At 40.2% G+C, this 16,410-nt stretch carries 19 protein-coding genes; 18 read left to right on the top strand and 1 reads right to left on the bottom strand.

Annotation, left to right across the window (positions count from 1 at the left end; translation table 11 throughout):
* Positions 1-125: 125 nt before the first annotated feature.
* The 12 genes from J4N24_RS24990 (at position 126) to J4N24_RS24935 (ending at position 8,710) form a co-directional block, all read left to right on the top strand.
* The gene (locus J4N24_RS24990; protein ID WP_207536468.1) at positions 126-602 is read left to right on the top strand and encodes a hypothetical protein; all 477 of its coding nucleotides are present in this window, start codon (positions 126-128) and stop codon (positions 600-602) included.
* Positions 603-643: 41 nt separating this feature from the next.
* Entirely contained in the window at positions 644-985 is a 342-nt protein-coding gene (locus tag J4N24_RS24985) for a hypothetical protein (RefSeq protein ID WP_207536467.1), read from the top strand.
* Positions 986-1,061: 76 nt separating this feature from the next.
* A complete protein-coding gene (locus J4N24_RS24980) occupies positions 1,062-1,430 on the top strand; it encodes a hypothetical protein (RefSeq protein ID WP_207536466.1) in 369 nt (122 codons plus the stop codon).
* Positions 1,431-1,486: 56 nt separating this feature from the next.
* The gene (locus tag J4N24_RS24975) at positions 1,487-2,131 is read left to right on the top strand and encodes a hypothetical protein (protein ID WP_207424122.1); all 645 of its coding nucleotides are present in this window, start codon (positions 1,487-1,489) and stop codon (positions 2,129-2,131) included.
* A gap of 111 nt (positions 2,132-2,242) precedes the next feature.
* Complete coding sequence (locus J4N24_RS24970; protein ID WP_207536465.1) at positions 2,243-2,971, top strand: hypothetical protein; 729 nt, start codon at positions 2,243-2,245, stop codon at positions 2,969-2,971.
* Positions 2,972-3,634: 663 nt separating this feature from the next.
* Positions 3,635-4,231: a hypothetical protein gene (locus tag J4N24_RS24965; protein WP_207536464.1), complete on the top strand. Its 597-nt coding sequence runs from the start codon at positions 3,635-3,637 to the stop codon at positions 4,229-4,231.
* A 211-nt stretch (positions 4,232-4,442) separates the two neighbouring features.
* On the top strand, positions 4,443-4,802 hold the full coding sequence (locus J4N24_RS24960; protein ID WP_207536463.1) for a DUF2019 domain-containing protein: 360 nt from the start codon (positions 4,443-4,445) through the stop codon (positions 4,800-4,802).
* A gap of 876 nt (positions 4,803-5,678) precedes the next feature.
* Positions 5,679-6,638 (top strand): ADP-ribosylglycohydrolase family protein, encoded by a 960-nt coding sequence (locus J4N24_RS24955; RefSeq protein ID WP_207536462.1) that lies wholly within the window; start codon positions 5,679-5,681, stop codon positions 6,636-6,638.
* 23 nt (positions 6,639-6,661) lie between these two features.
* The gene (locus tag J4N24_RS24950) at positions 6,662-6,925 is read left to right on the top strand and encodes a hypothetical protein (protein WP_207536461.1); all 264 of its coding nucleotides are present in this window, start codon (positions 6,662-6,664) and stop codon (positions 6,923-6,925) included.
* A 379-nt stretch (positions 6,926-7,304) separates the two neighbouring features.
* Positions 7,305-7,745: a hypothetical protein gene (locus tag J4N24_RS24945; RefSeq protein ID WP_207536460.1), complete on the top strand. Its 441-nt coding sequence runs from the start codon at positions 7,305-7,307 to the stop codon at positions 7,743-7,745.
* 87 nt (positions 7,746-7,832) lie between these two features.
* Positions 7,833-7,997 (top strand): hypothetical protein, encoded by a 165-nt coding sequence (locus J4N24_RS24940; RefSeq protein ID WP_207536459.1) that lies wholly within the window; start codon positions 7,833-7,835, stop codon positions 7,995-7,997.
* Positions 7,998-8,221: 224 nt separating this feature from the next.
* A complete protein-coding gene (locus J4N24_RS24935) occupies positions 8,222-8,710 on the top strand; it encodes a GNAT family N-acetyltransferase (protein ID WP_207536458.1) in 489 nt (162 codons plus the stop codon).
* Between the two features lie 176 nt (positions 8,711-8,886).
* Here the strand turns inward: J4N24_RS24935 and J4N24_RS24930 are convergent, their stop codons facing one another.
* The gene (locus J4N24_RS24930; RefSeq protein ID WP_207536457.1) at positions 8,887-9,264 is read right to left on the bottom strand and encodes a winged helix-turn-helix transcriptional regulator; all 378 of its coding nucleotides are present in this window, start codon (positions 9,262-9,264) and stop codon (positions 8,887-8,889) included.
* A gap of 127 nt (positions 9,265-9,391) precedes the next feature.
* Between J4N24_RS24930 and J4N24_RS24925 the strand changes: the two genes are divergently transcribed.
* From J4N24_RS24925 to J4N24_RS24900, 6 genes are all read left to right on the top strand, one after another.
* Positions 9,392-10,183, top strand: a complete 792-nt coding sequence (locus J4N24_RS24925) for an SDR family oxidoreductase (protein ID WP_207536456.1) — start codon at positions 9,392-9,394, stop codon at positions 10,181-10,183.
* Between the two features lie 19 nt (positions 10,184-10,202).
* Complete coding sequence (locus J4N24_RS24920; RefSeq protein ID WP_207536455.1) at positions 10,203-10,526, top strand: nuclear transport factor 2 family protein; 324 nt, start codon at positions 10,203-10,205, stop codon at positions 10,524-10,526.
* A gap of 82 nt (positions 10,527-10,608) precedes the next feature.
* On the top strand, positions 10,609-10,803 hold the full coding sequence (locus tag J4N24_RS24915; RefSeq protein WP_207536454.1) for a hypothetical protein: 195 nt from the start codon (positions 10,609-10,611) through the stop codon (positions 10,801-10,803).
* Between the two features lie 217 nt (positions 10,804-11,020).
* Positions 11,021-11,599: an RNA polymerase sigma factor gene (locus J4N24_RS24910; RefSeq protein WP_207536453.1), complete on the top strand. Its 579-nt coding sequence runs from the start codon at positions 11,021-11,023 to the stop codon at positions 11,597-11,599.
* A gap of 81 nt (positions 11,600-11,680) precedes the next feature.
* A complete protein-coding gene (locus J4N24_RS24905; protein WP_207536452.1) occupies positions 11,681-12,871 on the top strand; it encodes a FecR family protein in 1,191 nt (396 codons plus the stop codon).
* A gap of 212 nt (positions 12,872-13,083) precedes the next feature.
* Positions 13,084-16,386 carry a TonB-dependent receptor gene (locus tag J4N24_RS24900; protein ID WP_242691810.1) on the top strand — a complete coding sequence of 1,101 codons (3,303 nt, stop codon included), beginning with the start codon at positions 13,084-13,086 and terminating at the stop codon, positions 16,384-16,386.
* Positions 16,387-16,410: the final 24 nt, after the last annotated feature.

Here is a 16,410-nt window from a genome sequence, read left to right as displayed (position 1 = left end):
TTCTTTAATAATCTTATCTCCATTCTCTCTTGTGGCAAAAGTTAACTGATACTTTTTCAAAACTTGTTGATTCATAACGTAATAATACTGATTTTGGATAAGCCTTATCAACATCTCAAAAAACGATGCAAATTATTTATCTGAAGTCGCTAGAAGAAAACTCGGTTAGGAAAGGAACACACTGGTCTTCCCCTAATATTCCAATGTCAATACTTGAAATAGAGGAACTTGAGATAAAGTACAATAGCAGCAAGCCTTTTCCAATCGCCCTGAGGGAATTACTTCATCTAGCGGGCAAGGACTGTTATTTTTTGGATAAAGGATTAAATGAATCCCAAGAAGAGTTGCAGAAATTTGTTAGAGAAAATTTACGAGATGATGTCAGGAAAATCGACAGACCATTTTTCGCAATTGATGTTTACAATACATTTGACCAGTTCTTATTTGTATATCTCGATGAAGGTGAAGACCCACCAGTTTACGAGGCACACTACTCTGATCACCCAAGTCGCGAGCATTGGATATCTTTAGTAATAAAGTCGCTGTCAAAGTTTGTTGAAAACAACGTAGAAAGAGTAAAGCAGGGTAGAAATCCTTTTTAAATAATTAACGGCATTAGTATCTCAAAAAAGGATAAGTAACAGTGAATAAGCAAATTTTAGACAAGTACGGATTGAGATTCACTAAAAAGGTATCTATGTGGAAAATAGAGGATATTCCCACTGGACCTGATCTTATCGTTAGTTATCTCTTAGCCTTATCTAAGTCAGAGATAGAGGGTTGGTTACTTCCCGAGATTGCAAGTGTCTTGAATAATTTGAAAGAGGAAGGAGAAGTAGACACAGCACCGGTATGGGCAGAATTTAATAAAACTCGCACGATTCTAAGGAACGCTTGGAATAATGATAATGCAATCGTGATTCCAACTAAAGATTTTGAGGGAATTATAATTTCATGGAGCCAATTTTTAAGGAGATGGTTATAGTCCTTATTAGGGAAATATTATTATAAAAACTAACTAAGTAGCATTTCCCTTAATTAAGGATTAGTCTCAGAAAACGATGAAGAAGATAGATTTGTATTCTGGGTTTGAAAGCGATCCTAACATTGTTTTCCGCCAGAGAAAAATATCGAATGAGATAATAGAGGAGCTAGAGCTGTGGTACGGTTATTTTTATACTATTGTTGAGCTAATTCCGATGGTTGAAAATCCTCACCCTGATAGCCTATTGTTCCATTGGTATAATCGCTCAGGATTTTTTAATCACACCAAATGGGAGTGTAAGAGAATAAGAGAGCTTTATGAGCAAGTCCTTTCAGTTCAAGATAAGGTCCCAGCAATGGAGGCAGAAGCTTATGATGCGCTAAAGCAAATTTTGCTTTCGACAATGAGGAACAACAGCAGGCTCTTTATTGCCTACGGCTGCTAGGCTAGAGAGCAGTCTCAAAAAACGATATCTTCATATGCTGCTAGAAATCAGAACCTATGACAACACACATCAAGTTTATAAATAGTTTTGGGAAGGAAATTTCTCCAGATCAAGCTTTGGCCTCTGACTTCTACAGAAAGATAACAGTTGAAAATACGGCGGTAATGAAAGTCGAGCTTGTTCTGTCTCAGCACCGCATAGGAAGCGTACATTACTTTCTTTCTCTAGAAGACGATAAGCAGGTGATACTAAATTCCCACTTTGATAGATATCCTGAAAAAACATTCTGCTCGCTTTTCTTTAATAAAATATCCTCTGGATCCTTTAATCAATGGGATAGAGAAGATTACAAATCGAAGATAGGATTAAAATACAAAGGGATTGATGTCTATGATGAAAATCATCAACTAATCTGTGACTGCCAATTTGATCTTTTAACCGGAAAGCTTAAAGCAGGCGGCAAGAAACAGTTTTATGGTGATTCTAATGATGATGAACCTGATGATCGTTTAGTTTTCTTTTATAATGAAGAAGGTGATATAGACCATGTAATTGATATGAATGGAAATTATGGTTATAACGATTCCATATCCCTGGAAGAACTTTTGGAAGACGAAAGACTTTCCCAAGAGTTATTCCCCTGGGACCAGCATATCTATTTTCATCATCTTACGCCTTATCTACCAATTGGTCGAGTATAAAGAAGTTGTAGAGAGAGAACTAATCTCAAAAAACGATGGAAAGGATTAGCCCTCAGATAACTAAAACCAACCAGTACTTTATACGTAAAAGAGGAGTAGCATTCCAGTAAGATGATCAAATTTATTCTATCAGCCCTTGTCATTATATTGGTAATTTCTTGTGGCGAGAAGAAGAGCCAATCATCCAAGAGTACAATTCCGTCGAACATGGATACGCTATCCTTACCTGAAGCCAAAGAAGGTCCTGTTCGAGATTCAATCCGTGTTCTTGATATTTCCGAGAGATTGAAGTTATCGGGTAACCGATCTTATGTACTAAAATGGCAGGAGATCGCACTTTCAAGCAAACATATTGAGAATAGAATTAACGAAACGATTAGGGGCAACCTTCGAAACTATAAGACGGCTTTATTAGAGGCAGAAGGGTCAACGGAATACGAAATTGAGTCAACTATTCCCTTTGCTAAAGATTCCCTGGTTAGCTGCTTCATTACTTCTTATGAATATGGAGAAAATGCATTGCATGGCTTTCGCGACTTTAAGACTCTAAATTTTAACACTCAGACAGGAATGCTTATAAATTTCCATGATCTGTTTATCGAAAATCAGAGATCCCCTGTAGATAGTATTGTTATGAGTAAATTAGAAGATCGATTAAAGGAATCGGAATTTCATCGATCAGATTGGGAATCTCAGATGCCCGATCCGAATTTTTTGCTTGATAGTAAGGGGATTAAGGTTTTGTTTAAAGGTCCTAACTACCAAACCTCTATAATCGAGCTTTTTTTTACTAAGGAGGAGTTCCGGCCATTCTTGAAAATTAGCGGTTTATGGAACTAAAGTTAGTCTCACAAAACGATAGGATCTTTTAGACTTCAGGTTGAGAAACTTCGTAATTTTGGAAATAAACAAAGGTTAGATTAGCCAGATGTTAGCTGTAATTGCAAAATCCTGACAGACGTTTTATGAAAAGTGGAGTAAAGATTATAGCCTTTCTTATACTTGCCGTTATCGTAGCTCGATACATAAATCAAGGTATTTCCGCCTACGACATGAGATTCTATAGCGGGAAAGACAATGGATATTTTGCAAGATTTGAATCTATTTGCCTTCTTAGCTCTTTTTTCTTCGCTTTAATGACCAACAAGAATTCATTTATACATGGTTTAAGAGGGTTAATTATTGGATTTATTATAGGAATACTATCTTATTTCATCATCATGAAAACTATACCCGATTCTTTTCTTGGCGAAGCTTATTATCTCATATCTTTCTTGTTAGTCATGGCCACTTTCTTTGCATTGAGAAAATTTAGACCGATAAATAGCAGAAAGAGCTAATCGAGGTACTGTCTCAAAAAACGATGAAATTTTATATCTTGAACCTAATTTACAGTTCTTATTTAAGAAATAAACGCAGTGCGTTTAGCTAATCGTTAACCTCAACCAAAAGAAGACAACCGAAAGTGACATTTGGAGACTGACTTATTGATAATAGAGTATAATGCTAAAAAAAATTTCCCGGTTCCTCGGACTCCCATTTGGGGCTATAAAGCCTTTTCCAGAAGCTTCAGAAGTGTTTTTGGAAAATATTGAGGAACATAGCAATTTGCTTTTTCCAGTTTGTTCTGTTGACCTCTCTTCTGTTAATAGAAGATGGAAAGGGCATATTCATTTGCTTCAATTTAATGAAGATCCATATAATACCGAGACAGCAAAATTTTTCAATTCGTATTGTAAAGATAATACGATTGGTTTTCAGGTTGTTAATGGAAAATATAAATTTCTTACCGACTTTCGTTACTTCGACTTAAGCCCTGAATGGGAAGAGTGGTTTGTTCTTACGAAAGAAACATACACCATCTCCAAGAATAATTACAAAACGAAGAAAAAAAAGTATTGGATGAATTTTATTGTACCGGGTGGTGAACCTCGTTGGGAGCAAGAAGATGAAACGCCACTTGACCCAGAAGGCAATAGAATGACTTTTATAGCTCAATATAGCTCTGGAAAAATTTGCAGCGATAATTGCGAGAAAGAGATCTACTTGTTCTATTCTGACAAGCATAAGCTCGCTGTTCAAATTTATCAAACCTCATAAAGTTTTTTAATCATTCAAAAGGCCTAGAATCCAAGAAAATCTAAAGACGGATAAATTGGCAGCAGTTAACATTACCTCTGGAAAAATTGTGAGTAACGTGGTTCTCGAAATTTCCGACATTTAATAAAGCTTTGTACAGTATGACAATGACCTACTTTTTAACCGCCATCTTTACAATGCCTAAACGTTATGGCAAGTAAAATAAAAAACAATGACCGATCTAATCCAAGAATACATAAGACTAGCTGGTGAATATGGCGAATGCATTTTGAATGGTGATTCAAAAAAAGGGAACAAGATTCACAAAAGTTTGATGAAGTCAATTGACCAGATTAAAAAAGGTAACAGTGAAACCCGCGAAGCATTTTATCAATTACTTAATTATAACAACGACTCCGTTAAAATTTGGACTTCGACAGCCTTATTAGCGACCTTAGAACAAGAAGCAGTTTTGACTTTAGAAACCATCGCTCAAAACAATAAAGATATCTTTTCAATAACAGCAAGCACAACGTTAGACTGTTGGAATAAGGGAATGCTAACTAATATTCTTGATTGGCGACAATCTTAAACAGCGAACTAAAATTGCCCGTCATAACACAATGATTAAATTATGCCCGGATGATGTGGTTCTCGAAGAATCTGATCTCAGAAAACGATAATATACCGGAGCTTTTTAGATTCAACTCCTTAACTTATATAGGATCAAAGGTGTGATCCACATAATTCGTTGCATTAAAGTAAATTGACCTTTTTATTCAATAACTAAACACTTACATTTAGCTCTAAATCTTATTTCAATGAACTTTAGGACTCCCTCCATTTCAGCTATGATTGCAACTTCAATTTTTTGGGATGTGATTTCTCAAGGAGCCATTAACAGTATAGCCGGACTAAAAGCGAATCTATGCCTCAAAAAGTAGTATCGGCTCTTTTTGCACTACTGATATCCGCAGTAATCGGGTTATTATTATTCGTATTGTATTTTAAAATCCAACGACCCAATGCGGATAGCTTTATCGTCGGAATATTTGTTTATTACTACCCATTAATGTGTGCGTTAATTGCAACTACTGTTTTGCTAGTTAAATATATCAATCCTTTAAAGAGGATTAAGGAGTTTCTCAGTACAAATAAAGGGCTGTGGTTACTAGTTCCGATAATTGCAATGCTATTTTTTCCTTTGACAAAGTTTATTGACTACTATAATGATATCGTATTCGATCTATATTTCTTTTTAGGGTACTTAGCTGCTTTGTTGATACACTTTAGAAGCTATGCTTGGTTTACAAGAAATAGGACATTCGAGCATAGGTAAGTTATTCTATCCTTTGACGTTCACAAAGCCTAAGGATGTCATGAAACGATGGGATAAGCAAAATTTGAAGTTGGAAAAAAATTAGATATAGGGAAAATAGCCGCAACGGCAGGCTTAATAAAAATATAAATGAAAGGAAACGCAATTGATTTGTTACTGGGCGTCGCAATTGGAGATGCACTAGGTGTTCCGTACGAATTCTTATCAAGGGAAGAAATGGTTGCGAGACCAGCTAAAGGCATGGTGGGATACGGGACGCACCATCAACCAGCAGGAACATGGTCGGACGATAGTTCACTGACTTTTTGCCTGGCTGAATCATTACATGCAGGATATAGCTTGAATACAACAGCCGCCAATTTTATCAAATGGAGAAATTATGCCTATTGGACAGCACGAAACGAAATTTTCGACATTGGCGTCACCACGAATAGAGCGATCACACGTCTTGCAAAGATTTTAAACGGAGAAGACCCTGCAGAATTAAGGTTGCTGAAATATGAAGCGGAAGAGTTTGACAACGGCAACGGCTCTCTTATGAGAATCCTTCCTCTTTTGTTTGAGGTAAAGGATAAAGGTTTGAAGGAACAATTTGAGATCATCTGGGAAAATTCCGCTCTAACCCACAGGCACATAAGGGCCGCAATGAGCTGTATGATTTATTTGAATCTGGCTGAGAACCTTCTCATTGAGCAAGACAAGAATTCCGCGTACCAGAAAACCCGATGCGACATTAACCAGCTTTGGGAGGAAATGAATTTCTCGGACGCGGAAAAGACCCATTTTGCTCGAATCGTACAGAACGACATTCGAGAGGCTAAGAAAGAAACCATTTTGTCCGGTGGTTATGTAATAGAGTCTCTGGAGGCCAGCCTGTGGAGCTTCCTCAATACGGAATCGTTTGAAAGTGCAGTACTCACAGCTATAAACTTTGGGCACGACACAGATACCAATGGAGCGATTACGGGCGGATTGGCGGGGTTGTATTATGGACGGAAAGAAATGCCTGAGGTTTGGATTGTCTCCTTAGCTAGAATGGAAAACATAATTGAGCTGGGTGAGAAACTGGAAAAAAAATACAGGTCATAACTGAGGTACTGTCTCAAAAAACGATGAAAAGAAGAACACGTATCCAAAGCAGTGAAAGCAATGAATATCAATTAGATAAGCTTGAGTATATTCTTGGCGTTATTCACACTTATGCAATTTTGAACACGCCACAATCAAACCTTACTTATGAATATGACCTAGTAGAATTGGCGACTACTGACAGCTTACAAGAATATTTAAAAAACACTTATTACATATTTGCTAAGCAGCCGCTGGAATTGGTAAGAATGAGCGATGAGGAATTTAGAGAATGGGGAATTAAGTGAGGCTCATTTTGCTGACTGGGTCAACACATTTATGTTGTATAAAAGGTTGGCCTCTGATATTTTCCCCAATCCCATAGAATGGCAGCTGAAAATCGACTATTCCAACTTTTAAAATAAATACATTATTTTCGGATCAGCGTGAAGCTTGGGGAACTTCAGGGACAAGAAAAGGCTCGTACCCTGGTAAACACCAACCTCCTTCTTATAAAACTTATATTGAAACAAGTCAGCAGCATCACAAAATATAAAATTTAAGAAAAACTCATGCAGGAATTATATATACAAAAGCTGCGTATATAAACAAGTTATGCCCAATGCTAAAACCTAACAACCGTAAATGACAGTCGCATAAGACGGCAATATTTCGTAAATTAGCTAAGTGAAAAAGCGCTCCGAAATAGGTCTGGACTTCATAATAGATAAACTTACGAACTCGATTGAGAACGTAGTGACCGGTGACAGCTTTTCGACCGACATTTCTATACTAACTTCCAACGACCTAAAATCAATTACTAAATCTAAAGGTTGGCTTTTCAATTGGCGGGAGGAATACAAAATTCCCATGAGAGATGTTTATAAGCTAACTATTGTAAACAACCCGACCATAATACAAGGACTCATAAGCTTAGAGGTTAAATCTGACCACCTTTATATGCACTTGGTCGAGAATGCACCGTTCAATAAGGGACAAAACAAAGTTTATTCTGGAGTGGCTGGAAATTTGGTAGCATTTGCTTGTAAGCTTTCTTTTCAACGTGGCCATGAAGGGAATGTATCATTTCTTTCGAAGTCTCAATTGGTGACACATTATGAAAATTAGGTGCATTTCACTTTGGAGGAAGGATTATGATTATTGAAACGGCTTCAGCGTTAAAACTTATTAATAAATATTTTAAAAGTTACTAATATGAAAACGAGCAAGGTTGTATTAGATGTAGACTTCATTGGTGGACAAGGAGCATTAACAACTGATGAGGAAAAGGCACTTAGCGACTTCTTTAGACAAAAGAAATTGGCGGCTAAGACTAACCCAAAAACAAAGAAATTAGGACGACCTAAGACTACAGCCTAAAAAAGCACTCGGGCATAACAACACCTTGTTGCTAATGCTGGTAGAAGAAGCACTTCAGGTAACACCTGGTTTAAATTATGCCCGGCGATGTGGTTCTCGAAGTTTTCTGCTTTCTGATTACATTCGTGCTGCTCAATGCGGAATTGCTTTTAAGTGGGCACAATATAAACAAGTCAGCCGTCTATTTAACAAACTACACAACCTGACAAAATCATGGAAAAGAAATGCGCTTTGATATGTTATCCAACCATAAAGTAATACTAAATAATCTTACGGTGCAAGATGCTGACTTCTTTTATGAAATCTACACACACCCAGCATTGACCGTAAACTTTGACGAAATACCTTTTTTACCAAATGAAACCTCAACAGAATTTACTGAACGCATTATTTCACTCTGCGAATGTATTTTTACCATAAGACCAACCGACAGACCAAACTTAATTATCGGTGACTGTGCCTTACACCATTGGGATAAACAAAAACACGAAATTGTTATTGGAGGTTCCCTGTTTCCTGAATATTGGGGAAAAGGCTATATGCAAGCTGCATTTGAGTTATTGACAGATATTGCGAAACAGGAATTAGGTGTAAAAGCACTACTTGGACCAACAAAAACAAGAAATACCAAAGCCATACGGCTGGTTGAAAAAATGGGTTTTGTAAAATATCAATTTGACGAAGAAGACACAATAATGAGAAAAGAGATTTAACCACATAAGCAACGAATTGCTTACAAGGTATCGCAGCGATGGGGGGGGAGGTTCAGACACCCGCTCCATATTTTATAATAATCCTGGTTATTATAAAATATTTAACTACCTAAGGTCCTTATTTTGAATTTTTACTTGCTCACTGACAAGTCTTCTAGAGTAGGCAAATTACTAAGTTAGGTGTCGTACAAATCAGAGCTTACCAACTGTTTCAAAATCACATCTCGCAAACGTTCTTCGTTTGCATCACCCCACTGGCCTAATGCCGCAAGTACCGGAATTAAAGTTTTACCTAATTCCGTAAGGTTGTATTCTACTTTCGGCGGTACAACCGGATAAATTTTTCTTGTTACAAGTTCGTGTCTTTCCAGTTCATTCAACTGAATATTCAAAACCCTTCGTGAAGCATCGGGAATTTTGCGTTGTAGTTCGCTAGGACGCTTATGTCCCTCATTGATAAACCAAAGCAATCGAATCTTCCATTTACCAAAAAGAACTTCACCTATTATATCAAGCCCACAATTCAAGGTCGGTATTATCTTTCTTTCATACATATTGTAAAATTAAACCTATGTCTCAATCCCTGCAATAGGGGAATAATTTATCCCTATATGAATCGTAATGCCGTACTTGTGCCAACTGTTTTTACACCCCAATTTTGTCCTAAAGACAACGTTAAAAATGGAACAGTTTAATTTCAATAATGAGTTATCCGGCAAGATTGCCCTGGTAACGGGAGGTACAAAAGGTGCCGGTAAAGCAATTGCAGAAAGGCTCTCTCAAGCAGGAGCAACAGTGATCATTACTGCAAGGAACCCACCGGAAACCGAAAACAATAGGTTGCATTTTATTCCATCTGATTTAAGTAAGGCAGAGGACGCGAAAAAGGTAGTCGGCGACGTGCTATCAACGTATGGACGAGCGGATATTCTTGTTAACAACCTGGGCTCCTCATCAACACCTGCCGGTGGATTTTCAGCATTAACTGATGAAGATTGGGAATCAACACTGCAAGCAAATCTGCTGGCTCCCGTTCGACTGGATAGAGGATTTTTACCACAAATGATCCAACGAAAGAGTGGTGTCATCATTCACATCGCTTCCATTCAAGGCATACTACCCTTATATGAATCTACTTTGCCTTATGCAGCTGCAAAAGCAGGATTGATAAATTATAGTAAATGTTTATCAAACGAAGTTACGCCGAAAGGTGTCCGCGTGTTAACTGTTTCTCCGGGCTGGATCAGAACAGAAAGTGTTAAAGGATTTTTGGAAACAATCGCTCAGGGTTCAAATATTTCTGTTGAAGAGGCTGAAAAAAGTGTTATGGATGCCCTGGGAGGAATACCATTCGGGAGACCTGCAGAGCCTGAAGAAGTTGCAGAATTAGTCGGCTTTCTCGTATCTCCAAGAGCAAACTATCTTACAGGAACACAATTCGTAATTGACGGTGGAACCGTACCTACTATTTAATAACCTTAACAATAAAAAAATGAAGTTACCGGAAGTAATATCAGAATTAGTAAGAACACAGAACAACTTTGATAGTATGGCCTATGCAAACTGTTTCGCCCAAACAGCAGTAGTTTTTGATGAAGGCAAAACACACAATGGAAGAAAAGAAATAGAACATTGGATTGCAGATGCCAACAAGCGATACGAGTCAAACATGAAACCGCTTAGCTTTGAAGAAACTGCAACGGAAAGTATTTTAAAAGCAGAAGTTTCAGGGAATTTTGAGGGAAGTCCTATTGTATTAAGTTATCATTTACATATAGTTGATGAATTGATACAGTCATTGCAAATTACAGGATAAGTGTGAGCGGCTAAAACTAACTTTTTATTCCTACGGAATTCCTGTTAGAAAAATAATAAACCAAACTCTGCATAATAAAGTAATGAGAGAGCAAAGCAAAAGAACATCCAAATATCCTCCTGCATTCAATATTGACGTTCATATTGACGATTCTTTTGGACTCAAGATTGAAGGAGACAGATATAACTTTGCTACTATTATTATCAAAGAAGATGATGACGGGTGGCAAAAGACAGTGCTTGAAAGACTCCAAAGCTACAGTCGCCACCGAATCTAAGCCTGCTATAATGTGAAATTTAAAAAAACAAACCTTTCTGCGCCATTATAGAAATTGGCGCTTCGAAAGAAAGAATATGCCTTGATGGAGTGGTAATTGAAGCGCCCCTTTAAAGGATAACGGTTCTTTAATCTTCACTTAACAGCTATGTGGTTCATTTGATCCGAATTCAGCATCGTCCGGTACTCCCGCCGCTGTTTTCGTAATCATCCATGTAATGTTAGAAGAATATCCTGATTATCATGACGATTCCTTGCTGTTGGCGGAGATCCGCAAAGACAATACTGTTGCCTTTGATTGTCTATATGACCGGTATTGGGAAATGGTTTTCGCGGTAGTCTCCAGGCGCACGGGAGATACTGAAAGTGCCAGTGATATTACACAAGATATTTTCTTAAAAATTTGGGCAGGCCGGAATAGCTATAAAATAAATAATTTGAAGGCCTACCTGCTTACCTCAGCAAGAAATACAGTACTTAACTGGATGGAGAAGGAAGGGCGCTACCGGCCGGTGGACGACCTGCTTCTGAATTTGCAGGAGGATGATGAACAAGCGGACGCTGTAATTCTCCGGAAGGAATTCCTATATGCCTACAACGCCCTCGTTTCAAAACTTAGTCCCTCACAGCAGGAAATTTTCAAGATGCGCTATGATCAGGGACATTCGACTGCCGAAATTGCCCTTCGCCTCAATATCTCCCGTAAAACAGTCCAGAACCAGCTCGGTAAGAGTGTATCGCAACTTCAGGAGCAGATCTCGCTCCTTTCTGTGCTAGTATTTCTCATCATCTTTTAAATGGCCCTACGCTTTTATAAAAAAAAGTAAAGTTAACGTGGGAGTTTCTCCAGGTTGGCTGTCTTGGATATAAAAGCTGTAATGAATATTCAGAAAGAAGAGTTTATGCTGATCCTGGAAAAGTACAGGAAGGGCAAGGCCACCAGGGAAGAGGAGGATTTTCTGCTTGCCTATTATAAACTTTTCGATCTGGAGAAAGATCTGCTGCAAAGCTTGTCCATTGTGGAGAAACAACGATTGAAGGATGCTATTCGGGCTAAGATCAAAGCAGGGATGTCTTCGGAAAAAAGTCCAGGTGTTAGGAGACTGCCTGCCTACCTGCGACAGATAGCCGCTACTGCTGCAGTGATCATTCTTAGTTTGTCTTCCTACTTTATTTACCAATCCAAGTTTGAAAATACAAAATCCAGGGTAGCACGATCAGCTAAAATAGTTCCCGGTGGGAATAAGGCTCTATTGACCCTCGCGGATGGCTCTACCATCATCCTGGAAGACGAAATGGATGGAGAGTTGGCCCAGACAGGTGGTACCTCGATCAGAAAAACTGGAGAGGGACAGGTAGTTTTTGATGCCAACGGAAGTACGGCCGAGGCTGGTACTGCTATTGCCGGATTAAATACCATTAGTACTCCCCGGGGCGGACACTACCGCTTAACCCTGCCTGACGGTTCTAAAGTTTGGCTGAATGCGGCTTCTTCTATCCGCTTCCCGACAAGGTTTAGTGCCACCGAACGGAAGGTGCTTGTAGAGGGTGAAGCGTATTTTGAAATTGAAAAGCTGAACTTACCTGGCGGGAAAGGTAAAGTGCCATTCCAGGTTGTTTCGGGGACGCAGATTATAGAGGTCCTCGGCACGAAGTTTAACCTGAATTCCTATGCGGATGAAAATGCTATTGTTACGACCCTGATCGAAGGGGCAGTCAAAGTAAGATCAGCAGAATCTCCGGCTCTTGAAACCGTTTTGCGGCCGGGTCAGCAGTCTGTTTTACCCCGTGATGGTCAGTTGATAGGGGTAAGCTATGCGGACACCGAAACCGCAGTAGCATGGAAAGAGGGCTATTTCCGCTTTGATAAAAAGGATCTCCGCGCAATTATGCGGCAGATCTCTCGCTGGTACGATGTGGAAGTAGAATACGCTGCGCCGGTTACAACTGAACAATATGTAGGAAAAATTAAACGCAGTGAGGAGGTTTCAGGAGTGCTTCGTGTGCTTCAGCTGGGAGATGTGCGCTTTACGATTAATGGCAGGAAAATAACAGTGGAAAACAACTAAAATAAAGACGATATGAAAACATAGTGTATCATCCTGATCAAAAAAAACCGGTAGTGCTGGAACACTCCCGGCTTTAGCTCCCACTGGGAGCAGGATCTTTAAAACTCTTGCGAAATTTTTTTTAAACCCTTTTTTACAAAAGTATGCATTTTATCCCTATTGGTAAAACGGCGTCGTTGCGTCCGTTTTTATCAAAGAAACTGTTTCTTCTGATGAAACTCACAGCTATTCTATTAACAGTTTTTTGCCTGCAACTGAGCGCTGCAGGCTTTTCTCAGAATATTTCGCTTTCGGGCCGGAATATGAGCCTGAGTACCGTACTTTCCCAGATAGAAAAGCAGAGCGGATATTCGCTTTTTTACAAGTACGACGATTTGAAACTGGGGAACCCTGTTTCGCTTAATCTCAAAAACGTAAGCGTGCTGCAGGCGCTAAACGAAAGTTTTAAAGAGCAGCCCTTTGAGTATATCCTTGATAATAAAACTATAATTATCAGGAAAAAAGTGGTAGAGACGATAACCGTTAAGTCTTTGGCTATTGAATTAAAGGGTAAGGTCTCAGATGCCGCAGGACTGCCGCTTCCGGGGGCAACTGTGAAAGTAAAAGGTACTGCATTATCAGTAGTTACAGATGCCAGGGGCGAATTTATGATTGGAGATCTGGCGCCAAACAGTACACTGGTTATCTCCTATATTGGTTTTGCTACTCAGGAGGTGCAGGTTACGGGCTCTACAATCCAGATAGTGTTAAAGGAAGATAATAAGGACCTTAACCAGGTAGTGGTGATCGGATACGGGGCGGTGAAGAAACAGGACCTTTCTGCTGCTGTATCTACTGTTCCCGACATTGAGCAAGCTAAAAGCCGGCCGGTGCTTAATGTTCAGGCGATGATACAGGGAAAGGTACCGGGTGTTACGATTGTGAATAATGGAGGGCATCCCAATGGTACTCCCTCCCTCACCATCCGGGGGATGGGTTCGCGATCTGGTGAGAGCGCCCTGTTTGTAGTAGACGGAGTTCCAAATGCGCCGTTCAATCCTGCGGACGTCGAATCAGTAACAGTTCTGAAAGATGCTGCCTCTGCATCCATTTACGGAGCTTTTGCAGGCGCGGCCGGGGTAGTACTAATAACGACCAGACAGGCATCGGTAGGTAAACCTTCTCTGGAGTATGCGCATTTTAGTGGCTTGAAGAATGCCTGGCGACTGCCGCAATCTTTAACAGCAGCCGATGAGGCGAGGGTGTCAAACCTGGCTTATACCAATGCCGGTATGACCCCTCTTGATGGTTGGGATGCAGTGAAAAACCCTTACGCACAGGAAACCCGTACCGATTGGGTAGGCGAAATTTTTCGCACAGGACTTATCCAGCGACATAATTTAAGCCTGAACGCAGGAACAGAGCAATTCAAAACACTCATCCAGGGCAGGTATGAGAAAGAGGAAGGTACCCTGGAAAATACGTACAATCAGAACCTCTCTCTGAGGTTCAATACCAGTTACCGCTTTAATAAATTCCTCAAACTAAGTGAAAACCTGTTCTGGAACAATAACGATAATCGCGGAACTTCTACAGCGAGTGGTTATAGTGGTTCAATACTTTCGGCGATCTATATGCCACGTTCTGCAACAGCGTATTATGAAGACGGTAGCTTCGGCGGAGTAGGGCCACGTGAATCGCCTTACCTGGGGATTCACGGTGATGCGATTAATCCTCTGGCAACCTTGCTTCGGAACAAGCCGGTAAATAAGACCAGCGACCTTCAGTCTGTAACCGAGTTAAACCTGACTAACCTGGTAAAAGGCCTTGATTTCGTAACGAGGTTCTCCTATCGTCAGAATAACAACTTGTTTAAGAACTTTGAACCAAAACGTACAGAACCTGGTAAGCCAGTAAATCAGAATTACTTGTCTTATTCTACCAATCGTGGGTATCATTGGATATGGGAGAATACTTTGAACTACAGCAAAATGCTGAACAGGCATACGCTCGGAGCTATGGTTTCGACAACCAGCCAGGAAGAGGCTGCCCGTTCGTTTAACGTAAGGGCGCAGGGCTTTGAAAATGAAGCCGACTGGGCAAGGTACTTCGATAATGCCGCAGTGTTTGGAGCCGACAGGCCTGGGGATGACGACTGGAAAGACCGTAATGCCTCCTATGTGGGCCGCTTATCTTACAGTTGGGCTAACCGTTATTTTCTGACGGGAAGTTACCGCGTAGATATTGCAGGTCGCCTGCCTGAAGGCAACCGCTCCAAAGGACTTCCGGGACTAACAGCTGCCTGGAAAATAAGTTCTGAGCCTTTCTTCCAGGTACCGGCGCTTAATCTGGTAAAACTTCGCGCAAGCTGGGGTAAGATCGGCAATCTGGGTTCGATCTATCGCTATTATGGTTATTCAACCTTAAGCAGCAATCAAACCTATCAGATTGGTTCCGGTGCTCCTCAAACTCCGGCGCTCTACCTGAATAGCAGGATGAACAAGGACCTGAGCTGGGAAACCTCCAGGCAAACGGACCTTGGGCTTGACCTAAGCATGTTTAATCAACGTTTAACTATCAGTGCAGACTACTTCGACAAGCTTACCTATGACCTAATCAAGGAGCAGGATAACTTGTGGCCTAACACCTTTGGTTTAGGAAGACCTCTTATCAATCAGGGTGAAATTAGCAATAAGGGACTGGAGTTTAGTGCGGGTTGGACTGGTAAGGCTGGAGCTTTGAAATACAGCCTGAATGGAAATATAGCCACGCTTAAAAACAGGATCCAATATATTGACGATAACCCAACTTCCTCCTGGAACGATGGAGATTCCTGGCGTGGAGTGCTAAGTCCTTTTAAATCTGTTGTAGGGCAACCTTTGTATTCATACTGGCTAATAAAAACCGATGGCTTATTTCAGTCGGACCAGGAAGCAGCCTCTTACGTGAAGGATGGTAAACGAATTCAGCCTGAAGCGAAAGCGGGTGATCTGAAATTCGTTGATCTTAATAATGACGGCCTTATTAATGACGGCGACAGAACCTTTATGGGTAGTGCTTTTCCAAAACTTAGTTACGGATTTACTACCAATTTCGAGTGGAAGAACTTTGACTTAAGTGTGTTCCTGCAGGGTGTAGGCGGTGTTAAACTGTTTCACGCATTTAAGGAGTCTACCTTAAACGGAGCGGAACAGGGTTATAATCGTTGGGACAAAATACTCGAGGCATGGTCTCCGGAAAATCCAGGTTCAACTATTCCGCGGATACGGGCGAACGATCCTAATAAAAATTTCCAGCAGCCCTCTGACTGGTTTTTGGAGAAGGGAGATTACCTGCGTTTGAAGAACGTGCTTATTGGCTACACCTTCCGGAAATTGCCTCGCAACTCAACTCTAAGAGTGTATTTCAGTGGCGACAACCTCCTTACGTTCACCAAATATTCGGGTATGGACCCTGAAGTAGGTGGAATAGGATTTGACGGGGGCCAGTTCCCTGTATCAAGAATCTATTCATTTGGCTTAAACGCGAAATTCTGATCCTGTTTATATGATTAACAAAGA

Source organism: Desertivirga arenae (genome assembly GCF_017355785.1).
Lineage (GTDB): Bacteria > Bacteroidota > Bacteroidia > Sphingobacteriales > Sphingobacteriaceae > Desertivirga > Desertivirga arenae.
The sequence above is the reverse complement of the archived record's forward strand: the minus strand, read 5'-3'. Positions and strand labels throughout refer to the sequence as shown.

Bases quoted from the DNA above. Each gene is read 5' to 3' on its own strand.
- J4N24_RS24990 (WP_207536468.1), top strand. From the start codon at position 126: ATGCAAATTATTTATCTGAAGTCGCTAGAAGAAAACTCGGTTAGGAAA.
- J4N24_RS24980 (WP_207536466.1), top strand. From the start codon at position 1,062: ATGAAGAAGATAGATTTGTATTCTGGGTTTGAAAGCGATCCTAACATT.
- J4N24_RS24975 (WP_207424122.1), top strand. From the start codon at position 1,487: ATGACAACACACATCAAGTTTATAAATAGTTTTGGGAAGGAAATTTCT.
- J4N24_RS24970 (WP_207536465.1), top strand. From the start codon at position 2,243: ATGATCAAATTTATTCTATCAGCCCTTGTCATTATATTGGTAATTTCT.
- J4N24_RS24965 (WP_207536464.1), top strand. From the start codon at position 3,635: ATGCTAAAAAAAATTTCCCGGTTCCTCGGACTCCCATTTGGGGCTATA.
- J4N24_RS24960 (WP_207536463.1), top strand. From the start codon at position 4,443: ATGACCGATCTAATCCAAGAATACATAAGACTAGCTGGTGAATATGGC.
- J4N24_RS24955 (WP_207536462.1), top strand. From the start codon at position 5,679: ATGAAAGGAAACGCAATTGATTTGTTACTGGGCGTCGCAATTGGAGAT.
- J4N24_RS24950 (WP_207536461.1), top strand. From the start codon at position 6,662: ATGAAAAGAAGAACACGTATCCAAAGCAGTGAAAGCAATGAATATCAA.
- J4N24_RS24940 (WP_207536459.1), top strand. From the start codon at position 7,833: ATGAAAACGAGCAAGGTTGTATTAGATGTAGACTTCATTGGTGGACAA.
- J4N24_RS24935 (WP_207536458.1), top strand. From the start codon at position 8,222: ATGCGCTTTGATATGTTATCCAACCATAAAGTAATACTAAATAATCTT.
- J4N24_RS24930 (WP_207536457.1), bottom strand. From the start codon at position 9,264: ATGTATGAAAGAAAGATAATACCGACCTTGAATTGTGGGCTTGATATA.
- J4N24_RS24925 (WP_207536456.1), top strand. From the start codon at position 9,392: ATGGAACAGTTTAATTTCAATAATGAGTTATCCGGCAAGATTGCCCTG.
- J4N24_RS24920 (WP_207536455.1), top strand. From the start codon at position 10,203: ATGAAGTTACCGGAAGTAATATCAGAATTAGTAAGAACACAGAACAAC.
- J4N24_RS24915 (WP_207536454.1), top strand. From the start codon at position 10,609: ATGAGAGAGCAAAGCAAAAGAACATCCAAATATCCTCCTGCATTCAAT.
- J4N24_RS24910 (WP_207536453.1), top strand. From the start codon at position 11,021: ATGTTAGAAGAATATCCTGATTATCATGACGATTCCTTGCTGTTGGCG.
- J4N24_RS24905 (WP_207536452.1), top strand. From the start codon at position 11,681: ATGAATATTCAGAAAGAAGAGTTTATGCTGATCCTGGAAAAGTACAGG.
- J4N24_RS24900 (WP_242691810.1), top strand. From the start codon at position 13,084: ATGAAACTCACAGCTATTCTATTAACAGTTTTTTGCCTGCAACTGAGC.